The 18,962-nt window shown below is 73.9% G+C and carries 19 protein-coding genes; 16 read left to right on the top strand and 3 right to left on the bottom strand.

All coding sequences use genetic code 11. From position 1 onward, the window contains the following. Nucleotides 1-136: 136 nt before the first annotated feature. Entirely contained in the window at nt 137-979 is an 843-nt protein-coding gene (locus CRP51_RS06145) for a DUF2470 domain-containing protein (RefSeq protein WP_170970448.1), read from the bottom strand. A gap of 56 nt (nt 980-1,035) precedes the next feature. Between CRP51_RS06145 and rpsD the strand changes: the two genes are divergently transcribed. Continuing rightward, the gene (rpsD, locus tag CRP51_RS06140) at nt 1,036-1,650 is read left to right on the top strand and encodes a 30S ribosomal protein S4 (RefSeq protein WP_097229991.1); all 615 of its coding nucleotides are present in this window, start codon (nt 1,036-1,038) and stop codon (nt 1,648-1,650) included. Between the two features lie 58 nt (nt 1,651-1,708). Here the strand turns inward: rpsD and CRP51_RS06135 are convergent, their stop codons facing one another. Further along, nucleotides 1,709-3,931: an ATP-binding protein gene (locus CRP51_RS06135; RefSeq protein WP_097229990.1), complete on the bottom strand. Its 2,223-nt coding sequence runs from the start codon at nt 3,929-3,931 to the stop codon at nt 1,709-1,711. A 229-nt stretch (nt 3,932-4,160) separates the two neighbouring features. On the opposite strand from CRP51_RS06135, the gene CRP51_RS06130 reads away from it, so the two are divergent. The 14 genes from CRP51_RS06130 (at nt 4,161) to nusB (ending at nt 17,584) form a co-directional block, all read left to right on the top strand. Next, nucleotides 4,161-4,577 (top strand): DUF948 domain-containing protein, encoded by a 417-nt coding sequence (locus tag CRP51_RS06130; protein WP_097229989.1) that lies wholly within the window; start codon nt 4,161-4,163, stop codon nt 4,575-4,577. Further along, the gene (locus tag CRP51_RS06125; protein ID WP_097229988.1) at nt 4,574-4,963 is read left to right on the top strand and encodes a DUF6167 family protein; all 390 of its coding nucleotides are present in this window, start codon (nt 4,574-4,576) and stop codon (nt 4,961-4,963) included. The genes CRP51_RS06130 and CRP51_RS06125 overlap by 4 nt, the downstream gene beginning before the upstream one ends. Further along, entirely contained in the window at nt 4,963-7,629 is a 2,667-nt protein-coding gene (gene alaS, locus CRP51_RS06120) for an alanine--tRNA ligase (protein WP_097229987.1), read from the top strand. Before CRP51_RS06125 ends, alaS begins: the two co-directional genes overlap by 1 nt. Beyond that, entirely contained in the window at nt 7,629-8,093 is a 465-nt protein-coding gene (gene ruvX / locus CRP51_RS06115) for a Holliday junction resolvase RuvX (protein ID WP_097229986.1), read from the top strand. The genes alaS and ruvX overlap by 1 nt, the downstream gene beginning before the upstream one ends. Before the next feature lie 84 nt (nt 8,094-8,177). After that, nucleotides 8,178-10,169: an endolytic transglycosylase MltG gene (mltG, locus tag CRP51_RS06105; RefSeq protein WP_097229985.1), complete on the top strand. Its 1,992-nt coding sequence runs from the start codon at nt 8,178-8,180 to the stop codon at nt 10,167-10,169. Continuing rightward, nucleotides 10,166-11,011 (top strand): shikimate dehydrogenase, encoded by an 846-nt coding sequence (locus tag CRP51_RS06100; protein WP_097229984.1) that lies wholly within the window; start codon nt 10,166-10,168, stop codon nt 11,009-11,011. Before mltG ends, CRP51_RS06100 begins: the two co-directional genes overlap by 4 nt. A gap of 118 nt (nt 11,012-11,129) precedes the next feature. Then, entirely contained in the window at nt 11,130-12,314 is a 1,185-nt protein-coding gene (gene aroC, locus CRP51_RS06095; protein WP_097229983.1) for a chorismate synthase, read from the top strand. After that, on the top strand, nt 12,311-12,826 hold the full coding sequence (locus CRP51_RS06090; protein ID WP_097229982.1) for a shikimate kinase: 516 nt from the start codon (nt 12,311-12,313) through the stop codon (nt 12,824-12,826). The genes aroC and CRP51_RS06090 overlap by 4 nt, the downstream gene beginning before the upstream one ends. Further along, nucleotides 12,823-13,947, top strand: a complete 1,125-nt coding sequence (aroB, locus tag CRP51_RS06085; protein ID WP_097229981.1) for a 3-dehydroquinate synthase — start codon at nt 12,823-12,825, stop codon at nt 13,945-13,947. Before CRP51_RS06090 ends, aroB begins: the two co-directional genes overlap by 4 nt. A 37-nt stretch (nt 13,948-13,984) precedes the next feature. Further along, complete coding sequence (gene aroQ / locus CRP51_RS06080) at nt 13,985-14,446, top strand: type II 3-dehydroquinate dehydratase (protein ID WP_097229980.1); 462 nt, start codon at nt 13,985-13,987, stop codon at nt 14,444-14,446. Nucleotides 14,447-14,517: 71 nt separating this feature from the next. Further along, on the top strand, nt 14,518-15,255 hold the full coding sequence (locus CRP51_RS06075; RefSeq protein ID WP_425472758.1) for an AAA family ATPase: 738 nt from the start codon (nt 14,518-14,520) through the stop codon (nt 15,253-15,255). Nucleotides 15,256-15,412: 157 nt separating this feature from the next. Next, complete coding sequence (locus tag CRP51_RS06070; RefSeq protein WP_097229978.1) at nt 15,413-16,519, top strand: M24 family metallopeptidase; 1,107 nt, start codon at nt 15,413-15,415, stop codon at nt 16,517-16,519. Between the two features lie 70 nt (nt 16,520-16,589). Continuing rightward, nucleotides 16,590-17,156, top strand: coding sequence for an elongation factor P (gene efp / locus CRP51_RS06065; protein ID WP_097229977.1), 567 nt, complete (start codon nt 16,590-16,592; stop codon nt 17,154-17,156). 2 nt (nt 17,157-17,158) lie between these two features. After that, on the top strand, nt 17,159-17,584 hold the full coding sequence (gene nusB, locus CRP51_RS06060; protein WP_097229976.1) for a transcription antitermination factor NusB: 426 nt from the start codon (nt 17,159-17,161) through the stop codon (nt 17,582-17,584). 71 nt (nt 17,585-17,655) lie between these two features. Here the strand turns inward: nusB and bldD are convergent, their stop codons facing one another. Continuing rightward, nucleotides 17,656-18,156, bottom strand: a complete 501-nt coding sequence (bldD, locus tag CRP51_RS06055; RefSeq protein WP_062215586.1) for a transcriptional regulator BldD — start codon at nt 18,154-18,156, stop codon at nt 17,656-17,658. Between the two features lie 196 nt (nt 18,157-18,352). Here bldD and pyrR point away from each other — a divergent pair, with 196 nt between their 5' ends. Further along, nucleotides 18,353-18,925: a bifunctional pyr operon transcriptional regulator/uracil phosphoribosyltransferase PyrR gene (gene pyrR, locus CRP51_RS06050; protein ID WP_097229975.1), complete on the top strand. Its 573-nt coding sequence runs from the start codon at nt 18,353-18,355 to the stop codon at nt 18,923-18,925. The last annotated feature ends 37 nt before the right edge of the window (nt 18,926-18,962 follow it).

The raw sequence follows: 18,962 nt of genomic DNA, 5'->3' as shown, positions 1-18,962 counted from the left end.
CCGACCCGGGCCGCCAGGTCGGGGTGTCGTCCGCCGCCCGTCCCGGACGCGCCGCGCCGTTCCCCGCGCCCCTCGGGCCCTCCGTGGGGGCCGCGCACCGCCCGGTTCCGTGGGCGTCCGCGGCCGGCGGGAAGGGCTACCCCGCGGATTCGAAGAGCCAGCGCATCGCGCGGCGCAACTGCGCCACGTCCGTGACCGGTTCGGGGAAGTCGAAGCGCGCGTCGAAGCACCGCCCCTCCGCGCGGCAGCGGAGCCGCAGACCGAAGCGGTCCAGGCTGAGCGGAGCGACGCTCAGTCCCGCGCCGCGGGGCGCGTCCGGCACGGCGTCGCCCAGCAGCCGGCACAGCGAGCCGAGTTGGTCCTGGTGGCTGGCCGCCAGGTGCTGCAGCAGCTCCGACTCGTGGCGGGCCAGCGGGTCGGGGGCGGCCTCGGTGAACGCGTCCGGCTCCACCGGCTCCTCGCCCCACAGGTCGTCGACGTAGGCCTCGCCGACCTCCAGCCGCAGCAGCGTCCACGCGGCGCCGGGCAGGGGGCCCGACGGATGGGCCCTGGCCAGCAGCCGGCGGCAGGCGCCGCTCTCCTCGGCCGGCACGGCCGTCAACCAGCCGGCGACCCCCGCCTTCCCCCTGATGCGCTGGGGCACCGAAACCGGCGCGACATCTGTGATCTCCATCACCGCGGTCATCTCGTCGTGGTGGGCGTGTACCGCCGTACGGCCCGCCAGCGAGTCCGCGGGCACCAGCAGAAGGACGTCCCCGCGTGGAGTGACCGCCCGCGCCTCCGGCACACTGGGGACCGGATTGTCGAAGGTGTCCCGCTCAGCGCCCGGAATGGTGAGGGTGGCCGACGCGTTCGACTCCACCAGGGTGCGCACCCGCTCGGCGGCCGTCGGCTGTCGGGCTTCCTCCGTGGGACGCGGCTGGCCCGTCTCCCGGCTCCGGTCTCCGGTGTCGGGCAGGGGGCTCCCAGGTCGAATCATGCGCGCTCCTCAGCTAAGGTAAGGCTCACCTAACTTACTACGGAGGTCCGTTCCACGTGAACCAGTCGCGTCCCAAGGTCAAGAAGTCGCGCGCACTCGGCATCGCGCTCACCCCGAAGGCGGTCAAGTACTTCGAGAAGCGCCCCTACCCGCCGGGTGAGCACGGCCGTGGGCGCAAGCAGACCAGTGACTACAAGGTCCGGCTGCTGGAGAAGCAGCGCCTGCGCGCCCAGTACGACATCAGCGAGCGCCAGATGGTGCGCGCCTACGACCGCGCCCGCAAGGTCACCGGCAAGGCCGGCGAGGCGCTGATCGTCGAGTTGGAGCGGCGGCTGGACGCCCTGGTGCTCCGCGCCGGCCTCGCGCGCACGATCTACCAGGCCCGCCAGATGGTGGTGCACGGCCACATCGCCGTCAACGACCGCAAGGTCGACAAGCCCTCCTTCCGGGTGAGGCCCGACGACGTGATCACCGTGCGCGAGCGCAGCCGCGACAAGCACCCGTTCCAGGTGGCGCGCGAGGGCGGCTACGCCGGCGAGGGCGAGACCCCGCGCTACCTCCAGGTCAATCTCCAGGCCCTGGCGTTCCGCCTGGACCGCAACCCGAACCGCAGCGAGATCCCGGTCATCTGCGACGAGCAGCTCGTCGTCGAGTACTACGCCGGCCGCTGACGCCGTCCACCGGGCGCGTCCCCCGGGCCACGTCCCACGGAGCCGGCGGCCCCCGCGCTCACTGCGGCGCCGCCCGCCGCCCCGCCCTCGGTGGCGGCGGCGGGCCGGCCATCGCCGGCCGCGGGGCGGCCGCCGCGCCACCCCGCACGCGCAGCGCCCTGGCGACGGCGGCGTCGGTGTCCAGCCGCTCGCCCTCCCGCAGGCACTCGCGGAAGCGCGTCTTGCCCAGCAGCTCGGCCACCTGCTCGGCGCTGCGCGCGTGCGGGTCGTTGAAGTACTCCGAGCCGAACAGCGGCATCCCCACCGAGCGCCACAGCCGCGCCGCCGCGCCCTGGAGCACCGCCGCCTCGGCGGCGTCCCCCTCGCTCGCGGTGATCCCGGCCAGCAGCTCCAGCGCGAAGACCGTGCCCACCAGGTCGCGGAACGCGTAGTTGACCGGCAGCGACTCCTCCAGGATCCGCCGCGCCCCCGCCGTGTCGCCGTCCGACCAGGCGGCGAACCCCAGGACGTGCAGCGCGTAGGAGCGCGCCCACTGCTCGCCGTGCTCCTCGCAGACGTCGCGCACCTCCTCGCAGAGCGCCGCCGCGCCCGCGATGTCGCCCTGGAAGGCCAGCGCCATGGCCAGCTTCACGCGCCCCATCAGCACGTTGCTGTTCAGCTCGCCGATCTCCTCGTAGCGCTCCATCGCCGCGCGCAGCAGCGACTCGGCCTCGCCCGCCTCGTCGTTGATCAGCGCCAGCGCCCCGCTGTGGTGCAGCGAGTAGGCCAACGCGCGCGCGTCGCCCGTGCGTTCCGCCGCCTGGCGGCACTCGTGCAGCGCGGTCAGCGCCGCGACCGTGTCGCCCTGGAGCACCGCCACGTACCCGACCGCCCACAGCGCGCGCAGCCTGGTCTCCTCGTGGTCGGTGCCCAGTGCCAGCGCCCGGTCCAACCAGTGCCGGCCCTCGGCCAGCCGGCCGCACGCCACCCAGCAGAACCAGAGCGTCGCCGCCAGGTAGAGCCCGAACCTGCCGTCCTCGTCCTCCTCCATCGCGAACTCGAACGCGGCCCGCAGGTTGGGAAGTTCGTCGTGGACCCGGCGCGCGACCTCGGACTGGCGCGGGCTGAACCACTCCAGCTCGCACCAGGTGACCAGTCCGGTGCACCAGTCCCGGTGCCGACGGCGCAGCCGGTCGGTGTCGCCGGTGGCCCCGAGCCAGTCCGCCCCGTAGGCGCGGACGGTGTCGAGTATCCGGTAGCGCACCCCCGAGGGCGCCTCCTCCCGGCTGACCACCGACTGGGCCACCAGCTCGGTGAGCACGTCGAGCACCTCGTCGGCCGGCAGGTCGGGGCCCGAGCAGACGTACTCGGCGGCGTCCAGGTCGAAGTGGCCGGCGAAGACCGACAGCCGGGCCCACAGCAGCCGCTGCTGCGGGGTGCACAACTCGTGGCTCCAGCCCATCGCCGTGCGCAGCGTCTGGTGCTGCGGCGGCGCGCCCGCCCCGCCGCCGACCAGCAGCCGGAAGCGGTCGTCGAGCCGTTGCAGCGTCTGTTCCAGCGACAGGGTGCGCAGCCGGCCGGCCGCCAGCTCCAGCGCCAACGGGATGCCGTCCAGCCGGTGGCAGAGCTCGGCCACCACCCGCCGGTTCTCCTGGGTGATCGTGAAGCCGGGCAGCACGGCCGCTGCCCGGTCGGCGAAGAGCCAGGCCGCCTCGCCGAGCGGCACCCGCGCCGCCTCGGCGCAGGCCGGCACCGGCGCGGTCATCGGCGCCAGCGGGTAGAGCCGTTCGCCGACGATGCCCAACGGCCGCCGCCCGGTGGCGAGCACCCGCAGCCCCGGCACCCGGCGCAGCAGCTCGTGCGCCAGCGCCGCCGACGGCTCGACCAGGTGTTCCACCCCGTCCAGCACCAGCAACATCCGCCGTCCGACGAGCTGTTCGAGGAGCACGGTCAGCGGCGGCCGGCCCGACTGGTCCGTCACGCCGAGCGCCTCGACCACCGCGTGCTCCAGCAGCTCGGGGTCGCGCAGCCCCGCCAGCTCCACCAGCCACACGCCATCGCAGAAGCGTTCCTGCAGAAGCCGCGCGGCCTGGAGCGCGCACCGCGACTTCCCCACGCCGCCGACGCCGGTGACGGTGACCAGCCGCTCGTCGGCCAACGCGGCCGTGAGCGCGCTGACTTCGGCGCTGCGGCCGATGAACCTCGTCAGCTCCGTCGGAAGGTTGCCCGGACGGCAGCCGTCCGGACGGGTCCCCCGAACCGTCTCCCGAGCCGGAGGCTCGGACCCCTGAAAGCCTCGCATAAGACACGCAGGGTACGCGTAGGTAAGCAGAACGTACAATTGTCGCCGGTCCCTCTTGGCAGACGCGGAGGAATGCGGTACGAGCCCGCGCGGGGAGCGCGATAGGGTCGGGACCTGCCGTCGAGCGGGGAGAACGGTGGGGAGGGGAATGCCCTCCCGGCCGGTCGCGGCCGGCCGACCGTCGACCCCGAGGCGGCGAAACTACCCATCCGAGGGAAGCGGTGCGTTCGTGTCCGGTGGCGAAGTGGCCGGCCTGCTGGTGGCCGTCTTCTGGGCGATCCTGGTCTCGTTCCTGGCCGTGGTGCTGTACCGGCTGGCCCGGACGCTCCGGGCGGCGACCGAGCTGGTCAGCTCGCTCACAGAACGCGTCGTCCCCCTGCTGGGCGAGGCGTCCCGCACGGTGCGCAGCGCCCAGTCGCAGCTGGAGCGGGTCGACGACATCACCGCCGACGTGCGCGATGTCGCCGCCAACGCCTCGGCGTTGTCCACCACGGTGGCCAGCACCTTCGGCGGGCCGCTCGTGAAGGTCGCGGCCTTCGGGTACGGGGTGCGCCGCGCGTTGAGCCGCAGAGCGGCGCCCGAGCCGCCGCCCCGGGTCGTGCCCGCGCCCCGCCGCCGTCGTCAGGGAAGGACCGACCGCCGATGATCCGCCGCGCGTTCTGGTTCACCACCGGTGCCGTCGCCGGTGTGTGGGCCACCACCAAGGTCCAGCGGAAGCTGCGTAGCCTGGCCCCCGACAGCCTCGCGCTGCGCGCCGCCGACCGCGCCGTCGCCGGCGGCCAGCGGCTGCGGCTCTTCGCCGGCGACGTCCGGGCCGGCATGGTCGAGCGCGAGGACCAGCTCCACGACGCGCTCGGCCTGACGGCGCCCCCCGACGGCGAACGGGCGCTGCCGCTCGAGGCGGGCCGCACCGAGCCGCCGGCCCCGGCGGCGGCCCCGCCCGCGCGGCCCCGCGTGGTCCGCGCCGCCCGCACAGAACGCACCATCCGACCGCACGCACCGAAGCGACTGACCGGAAAAGAGGACCACTGATGGAGTCGGCTGAAATCCGCCGCCGCTGGCTCGGCTTCTTCGAGGAGCGCGGGCACACCGTGGTGCCCTCGGCGTCGCTGATCGCGGACGACCCGACGCTGCTGCTGGTCCCCGCCGGGATGGTGCCGTTCAAGCCCTTCTTCCTCGGCCAGGCCACCCCGCCCTACGAGCGGGCCGTCAGCGTCCAGAAGTGCGTGCGCACCCCGGACATCGAGGAGGTCGGCAAGACCACCCGGCACGGCACGTTCTTCCAGATGTGCGGGAACTTCTCCTTCGGGGACTACTTCAAGGAGCGGGCCATCACCCTGGCCTGGGAGCTGATGACCACCTCCCAGGACGAGGGCGGCTACGGCCTGGACCCCGAGCGGCTGTGGGTGACCGTCTACGAGGAGGACGACGAGGCGTACCGCATCTGGACCGAGGGTGTGGGCGTCCCGGCCGAGCGGGTCCAGCGCCTCGGCAAGGGGCCGAACTTCTGGGACATGGGCGTGCCGGGGCCCTGCGGCCCCTGCTCGGAGATCAACTACGACCGGGGCCCCGCCTTCGGCCCCGAGGGCGGCCCCGAGGTCAACGACGAGCGCTATGTCGAGCTGTGGAACCTGGTGTTCATGCAGTACGAGCGCGGCCCCGGCGGCGGCAAGGACTACCCGATCATCGGTGACCTGCCCTCGCAGAACATCGACACCGGGCTCGGCCTGGAGCGCCTGGCGATGGTCCTCCAGGACGTGCGCAACATGTTCGAGACGGACACCCTGCGCGTCGTCATCGACAAGGCCGCCGCCCTCACCGACGTGCGCTACGGCGCCGCCGACGAGAGCGACGTCGCCCTGCGCGTGGTCGCCGACCACATGCGCACCTCGGTGATGCTGATCGGCGACGGGGTCACCCCCGGTAACGAGGGCCGCGGCTACGTGCTGCGCCGGATCATGCGCCGCGCGATCCGCAACATGCGGCTGCTGGGCGCCGACGGGCCGGTCGTCGGCGAGCTGGTCGACACCGTGATCGGCATCATGGGCGAGCAGTACCCCGAACTGCGCACCGAGCGCGGCCGGATCGAGACCGTCGCGCTGGCCGAGGAGGCCGCGTTCCTGAAGACCCTCAGGGCCGGCACCAACATCCTGGACACCGCCGTCACCGAGGCCAAGGCCGCCGGCGGCAGCGTGCTCGGCGGCGACCAGGCGTTCCTGCTCCACGACACCTGGGGCTTCCCGATCGACCTCACCCTGGAGATGGCCGCCGAGCAGGGGCTCTCCGTGGACGAGGCCGGGTTCCGCCGGCTGATGAAGGAGCAGCGGGAGCGCGCCAAGGCCGACGCCAGGTCCAAGAAGCAGGGCCACGCCGACCTCACCGCCTACCGGGAGTTCGCCGACGCCGCCGGGCCCTCCGAGTTCATCGGGTACACCAGCGTCAGCGGCGAGTCGAGCGTCGTCGGCCTGCTGGTCAACGCCGCCTCCGCGCCCGTCGCCGTGGAGGGCGACGAGGTCGAGGTGGTGCTCAGCCGCACCCCGTTCTACGCCGAGGGCGGCGGGCAGTTGGCCGACACCGGCCGGATCAGGACCGACAGCGGCGCCGTCGTCGAGGTCCGGGACGTCCAGCAGCCGGTGCCGGGCGTGATCTCGCACAAGGGCGTCGTGCTGGTCGGCGAGGTGGCGGTCGGCGCCGCCGTGGAGACCGAGATCGACGTCCAGCGGCGCCGCGCGATCGCCCGCGCCCACAGCGCCACCCACCTCACCCACCGCGCGCTGCGCGACGCCCTGGGCCCGACGGCCGCGCAGGCCGGCTCGGAGAACGCCCCCGGCCGGTTCCGGTTCGACTTCGGCTCGCCGACGGCCGTGCCCGGCACCGTGCTGGCCGACGTCGAGCAGAAGATCAACGAGGTGCTCGGCCGCGAACTCGACGTCTCCGCCGAGGTGATGTCGATGGACGAGGCCAGGAAGCAGGGCGCCATCGCCGAGTTCGGCGAGAAGTACGGCGACCGCGTGCGGGTGGTCACCATCGGCGACTACTCCAAGGAGCTGTGCGGCGGCACCCACGTCCACAACACCTCCCAACTCGGCCTGGTCAAGCTGCTCGGTGAGTCCTCCATCGGCTCCGGGGTGCGCCGGGTCGAGGCGCTGGTCGGGGTCGACGCCTACCGCTTCCTGGCGCGCGAGCACACGGTGGTCGCCCAGCTGACCGAGCTGCTCAAGGGACGGCCGGAGGAGCTGCCGGAGCGCGTCTCCGGGATGCTGGGGCGGCTGAAGGACGCGGAGAAGGAGATCGAGCGGTTCCGCGCCGAGAAGGTCCTCCAGGCCGCCGGCGGCCTGGCCTCCGGCGCCCGCGACGTGCGCGGCGTCGCGCTGGCCAGCGGCCGGGTGCCGGACGGCACCACCGCCGACGACCTGCGCAAGCTGGTGCTCGACGTGCGCGGCCGGCTGGCCGGCGACCGCCCCGCCGTGGTCGCGCTCTTCACCGTGACCGGCGGGCGGCCGCTGACCGTGGTGGCCACCAACGAGGCGGCCAGGGAACGCGGTCTGAAGGCCGGCGACCTGGTCCGCACCGCGGCCAAGGCGCTGGGCGGCGGCGGTGGCGGCAAGCCCGACGTGGCGCAGGGCGGCGGCCAGGACCCGAACGCGGTGGACGAGGCGCTGGCCGCGGTGGAGCGCCAGGTCGCGGACGTCGCCTGATGCGACGCGGCAGGCGGCTGGCGGTCGACGTCGGCGACGCCAGGATCGGGGTCGCCTCCTGCGACCCCGACGGGCTGCTGGCGACCCCGGTGGAGACGGTGCCCGGGCGCGATCTGCCGGCCGCCAGGCGGCGCCTGGGGCAGTTGGTCGCCGAGTACGAGCCGATCGAGGTCGTCGTCGGGCTCCCGCGTTCGTTGAACGGACGCGAGGGTCCGGCGGCCGGCCGGGTGCGCGCCTTCGCGGAGGAGCTGGCGCGCCAAGTGGCGCCCGTTCCCGTGCGGTTGGTCGACGAGCGGATGTCGACCGTGGCCGCGGCGCGTGACATGCGCGCCTCGGGGGTCTCGGCGAAGAAGGGGCGCTCCCGCATCGACCAGGCGGCGGCGGTGGTGATCCTGCAGAGCGCGCTGGAGACCGAGCGCGGTGCGGGGCGCCCGCCGGGGCAGTGCGTCGAAGTGGTTGTCTGATCGCGATACGGTAACGTTCCGCGCGACACGGCAGTTTGCTGCTTGGGGGGTACGGGGCTGCCACCTTGCTGCACTAGGGGATCGATGACTGATTACGGCCGGGGCTCCGGCTCCGAACCGTGGTACCCGGACGACCCGCTCTACGGTGAGCGTGACTGGCCCGAGGGGTACCCGCCCCCCGGGCAGGGTCATCCGCCGCAGGGCGCCGGGGACTTCGACGCGTACGGCCGGGGGCCGGGCGGTCAGCAGGCGGCGGGTTACCCGCAGGGCTACCAGGACCCCTCGTACCAGGATCCCTCCTACCAGAACCCCTCCTACCAGGGCCAGGGGTATCCGGGGCAGGGCTATCAGGACCCGGGGCACCAGGGTGCGCGGGGCGGTCAGCAGGGCTGGGACGGCGGCGTTCCGCAGCAGCAGTACCCGGGCGACCAGGGGCATCAGGGCCACCCCTCCCAGGGGCAGGGATACCCCTCGGACGGCTACGACACCGGCGCCCACGGGTACGGCGGAGGCCAGCAGCAGGGCGGCTACGGCGGGCAGGGCTACGGCTCGGGCGGCTACGAGTCCGGCGCGTACGACACCGGCGGCTACCAGACGGGCGGCTACGACACCGGCGGTTACCAGACCGGCGGCTACGACACCGGTTCCTACCGCGCGGGCGGCTACGACACCGGCGGCTTCGCGTCGCCCGGCTACGACACCCAGGCCAGGGGCGGGGCGCCCTACCCCGACCAGGGCACCGCCCAGCACGACCTCTCCCCGCCCGCCCCGCGCCACCCCCACGACCAGGGGGGACACCCGCACCAGGGCCAGCACCCCGCACCGGGGGACCAGGGGGAACAGGGGCACGGCGCGACCCAGGCGATGCCGGCCGTCGAGGTGCCGCACGCCAGGGACGGCAACGACCCGGGGCCCGACCCCGAGACGGGCTGGGACCCGGGCCCCGACGCCGGCGAGTCCGACTTCTTCCGCCGCCGGGACGACGACGAGGACGACCGGGGCGACGACGGCGGCCGCCGCGAGCGCGGCTCCCGGCGCAGGGGCGGCTGCGGCTGTCTGCTGCTGGCCGCCGTGGTGGTGGCCGGTGTCGGTGGGGCCGGCTGGTACGGCTACGGCTTCTACCAGGACCGCTTCGGCCCGGCACCCGACTACTCGGGCGAGGGCACGGGCGAGGTCGAGGTCGAGATCCCGGCCGGCTCCGTCCTCTCCGACATGGGCAACATCCTCAAGGGCGCCGACGTGGTCAAGAGCCACGACGCCTTCGTGGAGGCCGCCGAGTCCGCCGAGGCGTCCATCCAACCCGGGGTATACACGCTCCGCCAGCAGATGTCGGCCGAGGCCGCCGTCGCCGCCATGACCGACCCCGAGGCGCTCAACACCCTGACCATTCCCGAGGGCAAACGCGCCACGGACATCTACGCGTTGATCGACGAACGCCTCGGGCTCGGCGAGGGCGAGACCGAGCAGGTCGCCGAGTCGGCCGACCTGGGCCTGCCCGACTGGGCCGAGGGCGACCCGGAGGGCTTCCTCTTCCCCTCCCGCTACGACGTGGGCGGGGACGTCACCGCCGAGGAACTGCTGACGGAGATGGTCGACCGCGCGGAGGCCGAGTTCGACGGGATCAGCCTGGAGACCGCCGCCGAGCAGCTGGGACACACCCCGCGCGAGGTGCTGACCATCGCCTCGCTGATTCAGGCGGAGGCGCAGGAGGACGACGAGTTCGGCAAGGTCGCGCGGGTGGTCTACAACCGGCTGGACATCGACATGAAGCTCCAGTTCGACTCCACCATCAACTACGCGCTCGGCCGCTCCACGCTGGACGTCTCCCTCGACGACACCAATCTGGACTCGCCCTACAACACCTATGTCGAGTACGGGCTCCCGCCGGGGCCCATCGACAACCCGGGCCACCAGGCGCTGGAGGCCGCGCTCAACCCCACCGAGGGCGACTGGCTGTTCTTCGTCACCGTCGAACCGGGCGACACCCGGTTCACCGCCGACGACGAGGAACACGAGCGCAACGTCCAGGACTTCAACGAGGTCCAGTCCCGCAACCGCGAGGAGAGCGGCGGATGACAGCCACCCCACGCCCCGCCGGCACCCGCCGCGCCGCCGTGCTCGGCTCGCCGATCGCCCACTCGCTCTCCCCGGCGCTGCACCTGGCCGCCTACCGGGCGCTGGGGCTGACCGACTGGAGCTACGACAGGTTCGAGGTCGGGGAGGACGCACTGGCCCCCTTCCTCAGCGGGTTGGGCCAGGAGTGGGCCGGCCTGTCGCTGACCATGCCGCTGAAGCGCGCGGCGATCCCGCTGCTGGACGAGGTCAGCGACACCGCCGCCTCGGTCTCCGCCGTGAACACCGTGGTCCTCACCGACGACGGGCGCGCCCTCGGCGAGAACACCGACATCCCCGGCCTGGTCGCCGCCCTCGCCGAACGGGGCGTCACCGAGGTCGAACGGGCCACCGTGCTGGGCGCGGGGGCCACCGCCGCCTCCGCGCTGGCCGCGCTCGCTCGGCTCGGGGCGCGCGAGGTCACCGCCTGTGTGCGCAGCGAGGCGCGCGCGGAGGAGATGCGCGCCTGGGGCGAGCGCCTGGGCGTGCGCGTGGTCGCCGCGCCCTGGGCGGAGGCGGAGCGGGCGCTGCGCGCCCCGCTGGTGGTCGCCACCACCCCGGCGGGGGCGACCGACGCCCTGGCCGGCGCGGTGCCGGCCGACCCCGGGGTGCTCTTCGACGTGCTCTACGAGCCGTGGCCGACGGCGCTGGCCGGGGCCTGGTCGGCGGCCGGCGGGCGGGTGGTCGGCGGCCTCGACCTCCTGGTCCACCAGGCGGTCTGCCAGGTCGAGTTGATGACCGGCCTGGCGCCGGCACCGGTCGCCGCGATGCGCGCGGCCGGCGAGGCGGCGCTCGCCGCTCGCTGAGCGCCGGCCGTCCGCGCCCCCGGGCGCCCGTCTCGCGAGGCAGACGGGTGAGCCGGCTGTCGGCGGGGCGTGGCAAGATCGGGGTGACACGCAGGGTTTTCGCATCCGAGGAGCACCGTTGAGCAGGCTGCGCTGGCTGACCGCGGGGGAGTCACACGGCCCCGCACTGGTCGCGACGTTGGAGGGGCTGCCCGCCGGGGTGCCGATCACCACCGAGCTGGTGGCCGACGCCCTGGCACGCCGCCGCCTCGGCTACGGCCGGGGCGCCCGGATGAAGTTCGAGCGGGACGAGGTCACCTTCCTCGGCGGCGTGCGGCACGGCCGCACCCTCGGCTCGCCCGTGGCGATCATGGTGGGCAACACCGAGTGGCCCAAGTGGGAGAAGGTGATGGCCGCCGACCCGGTGGACCCGGCCGAGCTGGCCGAGCTGGCGCGCAACGCGCCCCTCACCCGTCCCCGCCCCGGCCACGCCGATCTCGCGGGGATGCAGAAGTACGGCCTCGACGACGCCCGCCCCATCCTGGAGCGCGCCTCCGCCCGGGAGACGGCGGCCCGCGTCGCGCTCGGCACCGTCGCCCGCTCCTACCTCCGGGAGACCGCCGGGATCGAGCTCGTCTCGCATGTGGTCGAGCTGGGCGGCGCCAAGGCCCCCGCCGGCGTTCTGCCGCGCCCCGAGGACGTGGCGGCGCTCGACGCCGACCCGGTGCGCTGCCTGGACGCCGAGGCCAGCGAGGCGATGGTGGCCGTCATCGACCAGGCCCACAAGGACGGCGACACCCTCGGCGGGGTCGTCGAGGTCGTCGCCTACGGCGTCCCGGTCGGCCTCGGCTCCCACGTGCACTGGGACCGGCGCCTGGACGCCCGGCTGGCCGGCGCCCTGATGGGCATCCAGGCCATCAAGGGCGTCGAGTTGGGCGACGGCTTCGACCTGGCGCGCGTGCCCGGCTCCCAGGCGCACGACGAGATCCACGCCACCCCCGAGGGCATCCGCCGCGCCTCCGGGCGCTCCGGCGGCACCGAGGGCGGGCTGTCCACGGGCGAGGTGCTGCGGGTGCGGGCGGCCATGAAGCCCATCGCCACCGTGCCCCGCGCGCTGGCCACGGTCGACACCGCCACCGGCGAGGCCGCCGCCGCCCACCACCAGCGTTCCGACGTCTGCGCGGTCCCCGCGGCCGGGATCGTCGCCGAGGCGATGGTGGCCCTCGTCCTCGCCGACTCGCTCGCGGAGAAGTTCGGCGGCGACAACGTGGCGGAGACCCGCCGCAACGTCGAGTCGTTCCTGGCCCACCTGGAGATCAGGTGAGCGCCCCGGCCGTGGTCCTGGTGGGCCCGCCGGGATCGGGGAAGACCACCGTCGGCACCCTGCTGGCCGAGCGTCTCGGCGTCACCCTGCGCGACACCGACGCGGACGTCGAGGCCGAGGCGGGCAAGCCCATCCCCGAGATCTTCCTGGACGACGGCGAGCCGGCGTTCCGCGCGCTGGAGGCCGCCGCGGTCCGCCGCGCGGTCGCCGAGCACGACGGGGTCCTCTCGTTGGGCGGCGGCGCGGTCCACGACCCGGAGACCCGCGCGCTGCTGGCCGGGCTCCCGGTCGTCTTCCTCGACGTGGCGCTGGCCGAGGCGGTCCGCCGCGTCGGCCTGGACGTGCCGCGCCCCCTGCTCGCGATCAACCCAAGACAGCGCTGGCGCGCCCTGATGGAGGAGCGCAGGCCCTGGTACACCGAGGTCGCCAGGGCCGTGGTGGAGACCGCGGAGCGCACCCCGGACGAGGTCGCCACGGCCGTCATCGACGCATTGGAGCACCACCCGGCATGAGCAGCGGCACCACCCCACAACCCTCCGTCGAGCCGGCCGCGCCCCTGCGGGTCACCGTCGGCGGCAGCGCCGGCACCGCCCCGTACGAGGTGCTCATCGGGCGCCGACTCCTCGGCGAGCTGCCGGCGTTGGTCGGCACGGCCGCCCAGCGCGTCGCGGTGCTGCACCCCGAGGCGCTGGCCGAGACCGGGCAGGCGCTCCGCGAGGACCTGGCGGCCCAGGGGTACCAGGCGATCACGGTCGAGGTGCCCAACGCGGAGGACGCCAAGCAGGCCGAGGTCGCCGCCTACTGCTGGTCGGCGCTGGGGCAGACCGGGTTCACCCGGAGTGACGTGATCGTCGGTGTCGGCGGCGGCGCCACCACCGACCTGGCCGGCTTCGTCGCGGCGACCTGGCTGCGCGGGGTGCGGTGGATCGCCGTGCCGACGACGGTGCTGGGCATGGTCGACGCGGCCGTCGGCGGCAAGACCGGCATCAACACCGCCGAGGGCAAGAACCTGGTCGGCGCGTTCCACCCGCCGGCCGGGGTGCTGTGCGACCTGGCGGCGCTGGACTCGCTGCCGGTGCACGACTACGTCTCGGGCCTGGCCGAGGTGATCAAGGCCGGCTTCATCGCCGACCCGGAGATCCTGCGCCTGGTCGAGTCCGACCCGGAGGCCGCCAGGACCCCGGCTGGCCCGCACACGGCCGAGCTGATCGAGCGCTCGATCCGGGTCAAGGCCGAGGTGGTCTCCGAGGACCTGAGGGAGTCGGGCCGCCGCGAGATCCTGAACTACGGCCACACCCTGGCGCACGCCATCGAGAAGAACGAGCGCTACCGCTGGCGGCACGGCGCCGCGGTCTCCGTCGGCATGGTCTTCGCCGCCGAGCTGGGCCGTATCGCCGGCCGGTTGGACGAGGCGACCGCCGCCAGGCACCGTGACGTGCTGGCCTCCGTCGGCCTGCCGGTGACCTACCGGGGCGACCAGTGGCCCCGGCTGCTGGAGACCATGCGCGTCGACAAGAAGACCAGGGGCGACCTGCTGCGCTTCATCGTCCTGGACGGGCTGGCCAGACCCACGGTGCTGGAGGGCCCCGACCCGGCGGCGCTGCTGGCCGCGCACGCGGAGATCGCCGACTGATGACAGAACGCACGGCAACGCGAGGGGAGTCGCGCGCGTGAGCGGAGCCGAGACCACCACCGACCGCCGGGTCCTGGTGCTCAACGGGCCGAACCTGGGCCGGCTGGGCTCCCGCGAGCCCGACGTGTACGGAAGCACCTCCTACGCGGGGCTGGTGGCCCGCTGCACGGCGCTGGGCGCCGAGTTGGGCCTGTCCGTCGAGGTGCGGGAGACCAACGACGAGGGCGAGCTGGTCCGTTGGCTGCACGAGGCGGCCGACGGCTCGGTGCCCGTGGTGCTCAACCCGGGCGCGTTCACCCACTACTCCTACGCGATGCGGGACGCCGCCGCACAGCTCACCGCGCCGCTGATCGAGGTGCACATCTCCAACCCGCACCGGCGGGAGGAGTTCCGGCACACCTCGGTGGTCGCCGAGGTCGCCACGGGCACCGTCGCCGGCTTCGGCATCGACTCCTACCTGCTCGCGCTGCGCGCGCTGGTGGCGGAGCCGGCGGGCTGAGGCGCCCGTCGAGCGGCTGCCGCCTCCCGGACCGCGCCCGGGGAGCGGTACCGTGTGTCACACCGGAACGGGTGCGCGAGCCGGGGCTCGCGCAGGGGAGAAAACGGAGTGGGGAGCGGATGCAACAACCCGGTGGAATGCCCTCACCACCGCCCGCGCCGCTCGACGGCGGCACTGCCGGGCACCTCCGACTGCCGCCGGGCCACACGGTCCCGGCCCCGGCGCCCGCCACGGTGCTGCCCGACGTGCACCACGCGGGCGTCGCCGTGCTGCTGATCGGCCCGGCCGGCGCAGGCAAGACCACGGTCGCCCGCTACTGGGCCGACCGCCGCCAGGTGCCCACGGCGCACATCAGCCTGGACGACGTGCGCGAGTGGGTGCGTTCCGGCTTCGCCGACCCGCGCACCGGCTGGGACGACAGGTCCGAGGCCCAGTACCGGCTGGCACGCAGGACCTGCGGCTTCGCCGCGCGCAACTACCTGGCGAACGGCATCTCGTGCATCCTCGACGACGCGGTCTTCCCCGACCGCCCGGCCGTCGGCCTCGGCGGCTGGAAGCGCCACGTCGGCCCGGGGCTGATCCCCGTGGTGCTGCTGCCCGGCCTCGACGTGGTGCTGGAGCGGAACGCGGAGCGCAGCGGCACCCGGCGGCTCTCCGACGAGGAGGTCGCCACGATCCACGGCCGGATGGCCGGTTGGTACGGCTCGGGGCTGCCCATCATCGACAACTCACGCCACGACGTGGCGACCACCGCCCGCATGTTGGACGAGGCGGTCACCCGCAGCCTGCACAGCCCGCCGCAGTGGTGAACGCGCGCCGCTGAGCCCGGGCGCGCGCCAGGCGCGACGCGACCCGCCGCGGTGGTGGACGCCGCGCCGGCGACCTTCCGGGGCGCCGCGGCGCGGTCGCCGCTCGTTAGGACCTCTCCAGGCGGCCGGCCGGCCGTCCGCTGCGTAGGCTCGACCCATGTCCGAGGTTCACGCGGCTCGACGATCCTGGCTGCGCGCCCGCTGTTCCCCGAGGAACGGCGCCGCCGTCGTCGCCGGGCCGGCCAACGTCCGTTATCTGGTCGGGCCCGCCCCTTCGGGCGCCGCGCTGCTGGTGCGCCGCTCCGGCGGCGACGTGCTGCTCGGCCACTGGGACCCGGCGGAGAGTCCTGGCGGCCCGCTGGGGGAGTTGGGCGGGCCGCGCGTGGTGGCGCTGGACGGCGAGGCCGATCCGGTGGAGGCCGCCGTCGCGCTGGCGGTCGAGGAGGGCGCGGGCGAGATCGCGGTCGAGGAGCACCAGCTGACGGTGGCCCGGCACCGCGCGGTGCTGGCCGGCGTCCCCGGGGCGCGGCTGACGGACCTGGGGCGCGCGGTCGAGGGGCGCCGGGTGGTCAAGGACGAGGACGAGATCGCCGCGCTGCGGGCGGCGGCCGAGATCACCGACCGCGCGCTGGGCGAGCTGCTGGAGTCGATCCTGGTGGGCCGCACCGAGCGGCATCTGGCGCTGGAGCTGGAGCGGCGGCTGGTCGACCACGGCGCGGACGGGCCGGCCTTCCCCACCTCGGTCGCCACCGGCAGCCACTCGGGGCTGGCGGGGCACCGGCCGACGGACCGCAGGGTCGAGGAGGGCGACTTCCTGACGGTCCGGCTGGGCGCGCGCTTCCGCGGCTACCGCTGCCGGATCGGGCGGACGTTCGTGATCGGCACCAGCCCGGCGGACTGGCAGATCGAGCTCTACGACGTGGTCTTCGCCGCCCAGCGGGCCGCGCGGGAGGCGCTGGCCCCGGACGTGGAGTACCGGGCGGTGGACCGCGCGGCCCGCGAGGTGCTGACCGCGGCGGGCCACGGCAAGGCCCTGGGGCCGGTCACCGGGCACGGGGTGGGGCTGGAAATGGGGGAGGACCCTCGGATGGGGCCGGCGGCCATGGGTAGACTGAGCGCTTGTGTTCCGGTCACCGTCGAGCCGGGGGTGCATCTCCCGGGCCGGGGCGGAGTCCGGATCGACGACACACTCGTCGTCCGTCCCCCGGCGGACGGCGGGCCCGAGCTACTCACCATCACGACCAAGGAACTCCTGGCACTGTGAAGCCCAGGCGGCAGCGGACCGGGAGTGACGGGTCGGTCCACTAGCGGCAGCCTCAGGAGAATCCACGACCGTGGCCACCACGAACGACCTCAAGAACGGCATGGTGCTCAAGCTCGACGGGGGCCAGCTCTGGTCCGTAGTCGAGTTCCAGCACGTCAAGCCCGGCAAGGGCGGCGCCTTCGTGCGCACCAAGCTCAAGCATGTGCTTTCCGGCAAGGTGGTGGACAAGACGTTCAACGCCGGTACCAAGGTCGAGACGGCCACGGTCGACCGCAGGTCGATGCAGTTCTCCTACAAGGACGGCGCCGACTACGTCTTCATGGACACCTCGACCTACGACCAGCTGCCGATCAACCCCGAGACGGTGGGCGACGCGGCGAACTACCTGCTGGAGGGCCAGGACTGCACCGTGGCCATCTACGAGGAGAACCCGCTCTTCGTGGAGATGCCGGCGGCGGTCGAGCTGGTCATCGAGTACACCGAGCCCGGTGTGCAGGGCGACCGCTCCACCGGTGGCACCAAGCCGGCCAAGCTGGAGACCGGCTACGAGATCGGCGTCCCGCTCTTCATCACCACCGGTGAGAAGATCAAGGTCGACACCCGCTCCGGCGAATACCTTGGCCGGGTGAACAGCTAACCGTGGCTGCCCGCAGCAAGGCGCGCAAACGAGCCCTTCAGATCCTCTTCGAGGCCGACCAGCGCGGCGCCAAGCCCACCGAGGTGCTCGCCGACTGGGCCAGGCTGGCGACCACGGACGAACGCCAGCCGCCGGTCAGCGAGTTCACCAGGCGGCTGGTGGAGGGCTACGTCGAGCGGGCGGAGCGCATCGACGAGCTGCTGGCCCAGTACACCGTGGGCTGGCCGCTGGACCGGATGCCGGTCGTCGACCGCAACATCCTGCGGCTGTGCGCCTTCGAGCTGATCTGGGAGGACGAGACGCCGGACGCCGTGGTGCTCGACGAGGCGGTCCAGCTGGCGCGGGAGTTCTCCACGGAGGAGTCCCCGACCTTCGTCAACGGACTGCTCGGACGGCTGAAGGACCTCAAGCCCACCCTGCGCCGCTGACGCGACGCACGGAAGCGAGCGGGGCGGGGCCGGATCTCCTCACGGGGAGCCGGCCCCGCCCCGCCGCGCGCTCAGCCCTCCTCGGCCTGCACGGCCCGCCGCGCGTCCGCGCCCAGCACGCCCCAGCTGATCAGCTGCTCGGTCAGGACCGAGGGCGACTGGTCGTAGATCACGGCGAGGGTGCGCAGGTCGTCCTGGCGGATCGAGAGCACCTTGCCGTTGTAGTCGCCGCGCTGGCTCTGGATGGTGGCGGTGTAGCGCTGGAGCGGACCGGCCTTGTCGCTCGGCACGTTGGCCAGGCGCTCCAGGTCCAGAACCAGCTTCGGCGGCGGCTCGGCGGCGCCACCGGGCGTCGAGCCCGGCAGCAGCTCCTGGACCGGCACGCCGTAGAACTCCGCCAGCTCCGCGAGGCGCTGCACGGTCACGGCCCGGTCGCCGCGCTCGTAGGAACCGACCACCACGGCCTTCCAACGGCCCTGGGACTTCTCCTCGACCCCGTGAAGCGACAGACCCTGCTGGGTGCGGATGGCCCGGAGCTTGGCTCCGAGCTGTTTGGCGTATTCGCTGGACATGTGTCTCCCCGGACGGCTTTTCGTAACTCACTGTGAGGTTACGCAGCGTGATATCTCTCGTCAAGCCGAGGCCAGAGAGTTTCCTCTGACCTGGGACGATGCGGAGCGTGTGGAACGCCCTGATAGGGTCGAGGCCGTTCCACCCGACATCCTTTAACGTCCGTCCCGTGAGGCGGCCAAGGAGGTCCGCACACCCATGAGTGGTGACCACGACACGAGCCCGGCCCGTTCCGTCCTGGAGGCGCCGGACATCGCGCGGGCGTTGACCCGCATCGCGCACGAGATCGTCGAGCGCGCCAAGGGCGCCGACGACGTGCTGCTTCTGGGCATCCCCACCAGGGGGGTCTGTCTAGCCCGCCGGTTGGGTGACCGGCTCCGCGAGATCACCGGGCACCCGGTCCCGCACGGCTCGCTCGACATCACGATGTACCGCGACGACCTGCGGCTGCGCCCGGCCCGCGCGCTGGGCCGCACCGAGATCCCCGAGTCCGGGGTGGACGGGCGGCTGGTCGTCCTGGTCGACGACGTGCTCTTCTCCGGGCGCACCATCAGGGCCGCGCTGGACGCGCTGGGCGACATCGGCCGCCCGCGCGCCGTCCAGCTGGCGGTCCTCGTCGACCGCGGCCACCGCGAGCTGCCGATCCGCGCCGACTACGTCGGGAAGAACATCCCGACCTCGCTGCGCGAGACCGTCAAGGTCCGGCTCACCGAGGAGGACGGCCACGACGGCGTGCTGCTCGGCACCCGCGCCCCCGAGACCGGCCGATAGCGCCCCACTCGCGCGCCACCCCGGGGCGATCCCCGGC

Origin of the sequence: Streptomyces zhaozhouensis (assembly GCF_900230195.1) — a bacterium.
In the GTDB taxonomy this organism is placed as follows: domain Bacteria; phylum Actinomycetota; class Actinomycetes; order Streptomycetales; family Streptomycetaceae; genus Streptomyces; species Streptomyces zhaozhouensis.
Note: the sequence above shows the minus strand (reverse complement) of the source record. Positions and strands in the feature narration are given on the sequence as shown.

Coding starts and splice junctions, on each gene's coding strand:
- alaS (WP_097229987.1), top strand. CDS start 4,963: ATGGAGTCGGCTGAAATCCGCCGCCGCTGGCTCGGCTTCTTCGAGGAG.
- pyrR (WP_097229975.1), top strand. CDS start 18,353: ATGAGTGGTGACCACGACACGAGCCCGGCCCGTTCCGTCCTGGAGGCG.
- CRP51_RS06070 (WP_097229978.1), top strand. CDS start 15,413: ATGTCCGAGGTTCACGCGGCTCGACGATCCTGGCTGCGCGCCCGCTGT.
- bldD (WP_062215586.1), bottom strand. CDS start 18,156: ATGTCCAGCGAATACGCCAAACAGCTCGGAGCCAAGCTCCGGGCCATC.
- ruvX (WP_097229986.1), top strand. CDS start 7,629: ATGCGACGCGGCAGGCGGCTGGCGGTCGACGTCGGCGACGCCAGGATC.
- CRP51_RS06135 (WP_097229990.1), bottom strand. CDS start 3,931: ATGCGAGGCTTTCAGGGGTCCGAGCCTCCGGCTCGGGAGACGGTTCGG.
- CRP51_RS06145 (WP_170970448.1), bottom strand. CDS start 979: ATGATTCGACCTGGGAGCCCCCTGCCCGACACCGGAGACCGGAGCCGG.
- CRP51_RS06100 (WP_097229984.1), top strand. CDS start 10,166: ATGACAGCCACCCCACGCCCCGCCGGCACCCGCCGCGCCGCCGTGCTC.
- aroB (WP_097229981.1), top strand. CDS start 12,823: ATGAGCAGCGGCACCACCCCACAACCCTCCGTCGAGCCGGCCGCGCCC.
- mltG (WP_097229985.1), top strand. CDS start 8,178: ATGACTGATTACGGCCGGGGCTCCGGCTCCGAACCGTGGTACCCGGAC.
- CRP51_RS06125 (WP_097229988.1), top strand. CDS start 4,574: ATGATCCGCCGCGCGTTCTGGTTCACCACCGGTGCCGTCGCCGGTGTG.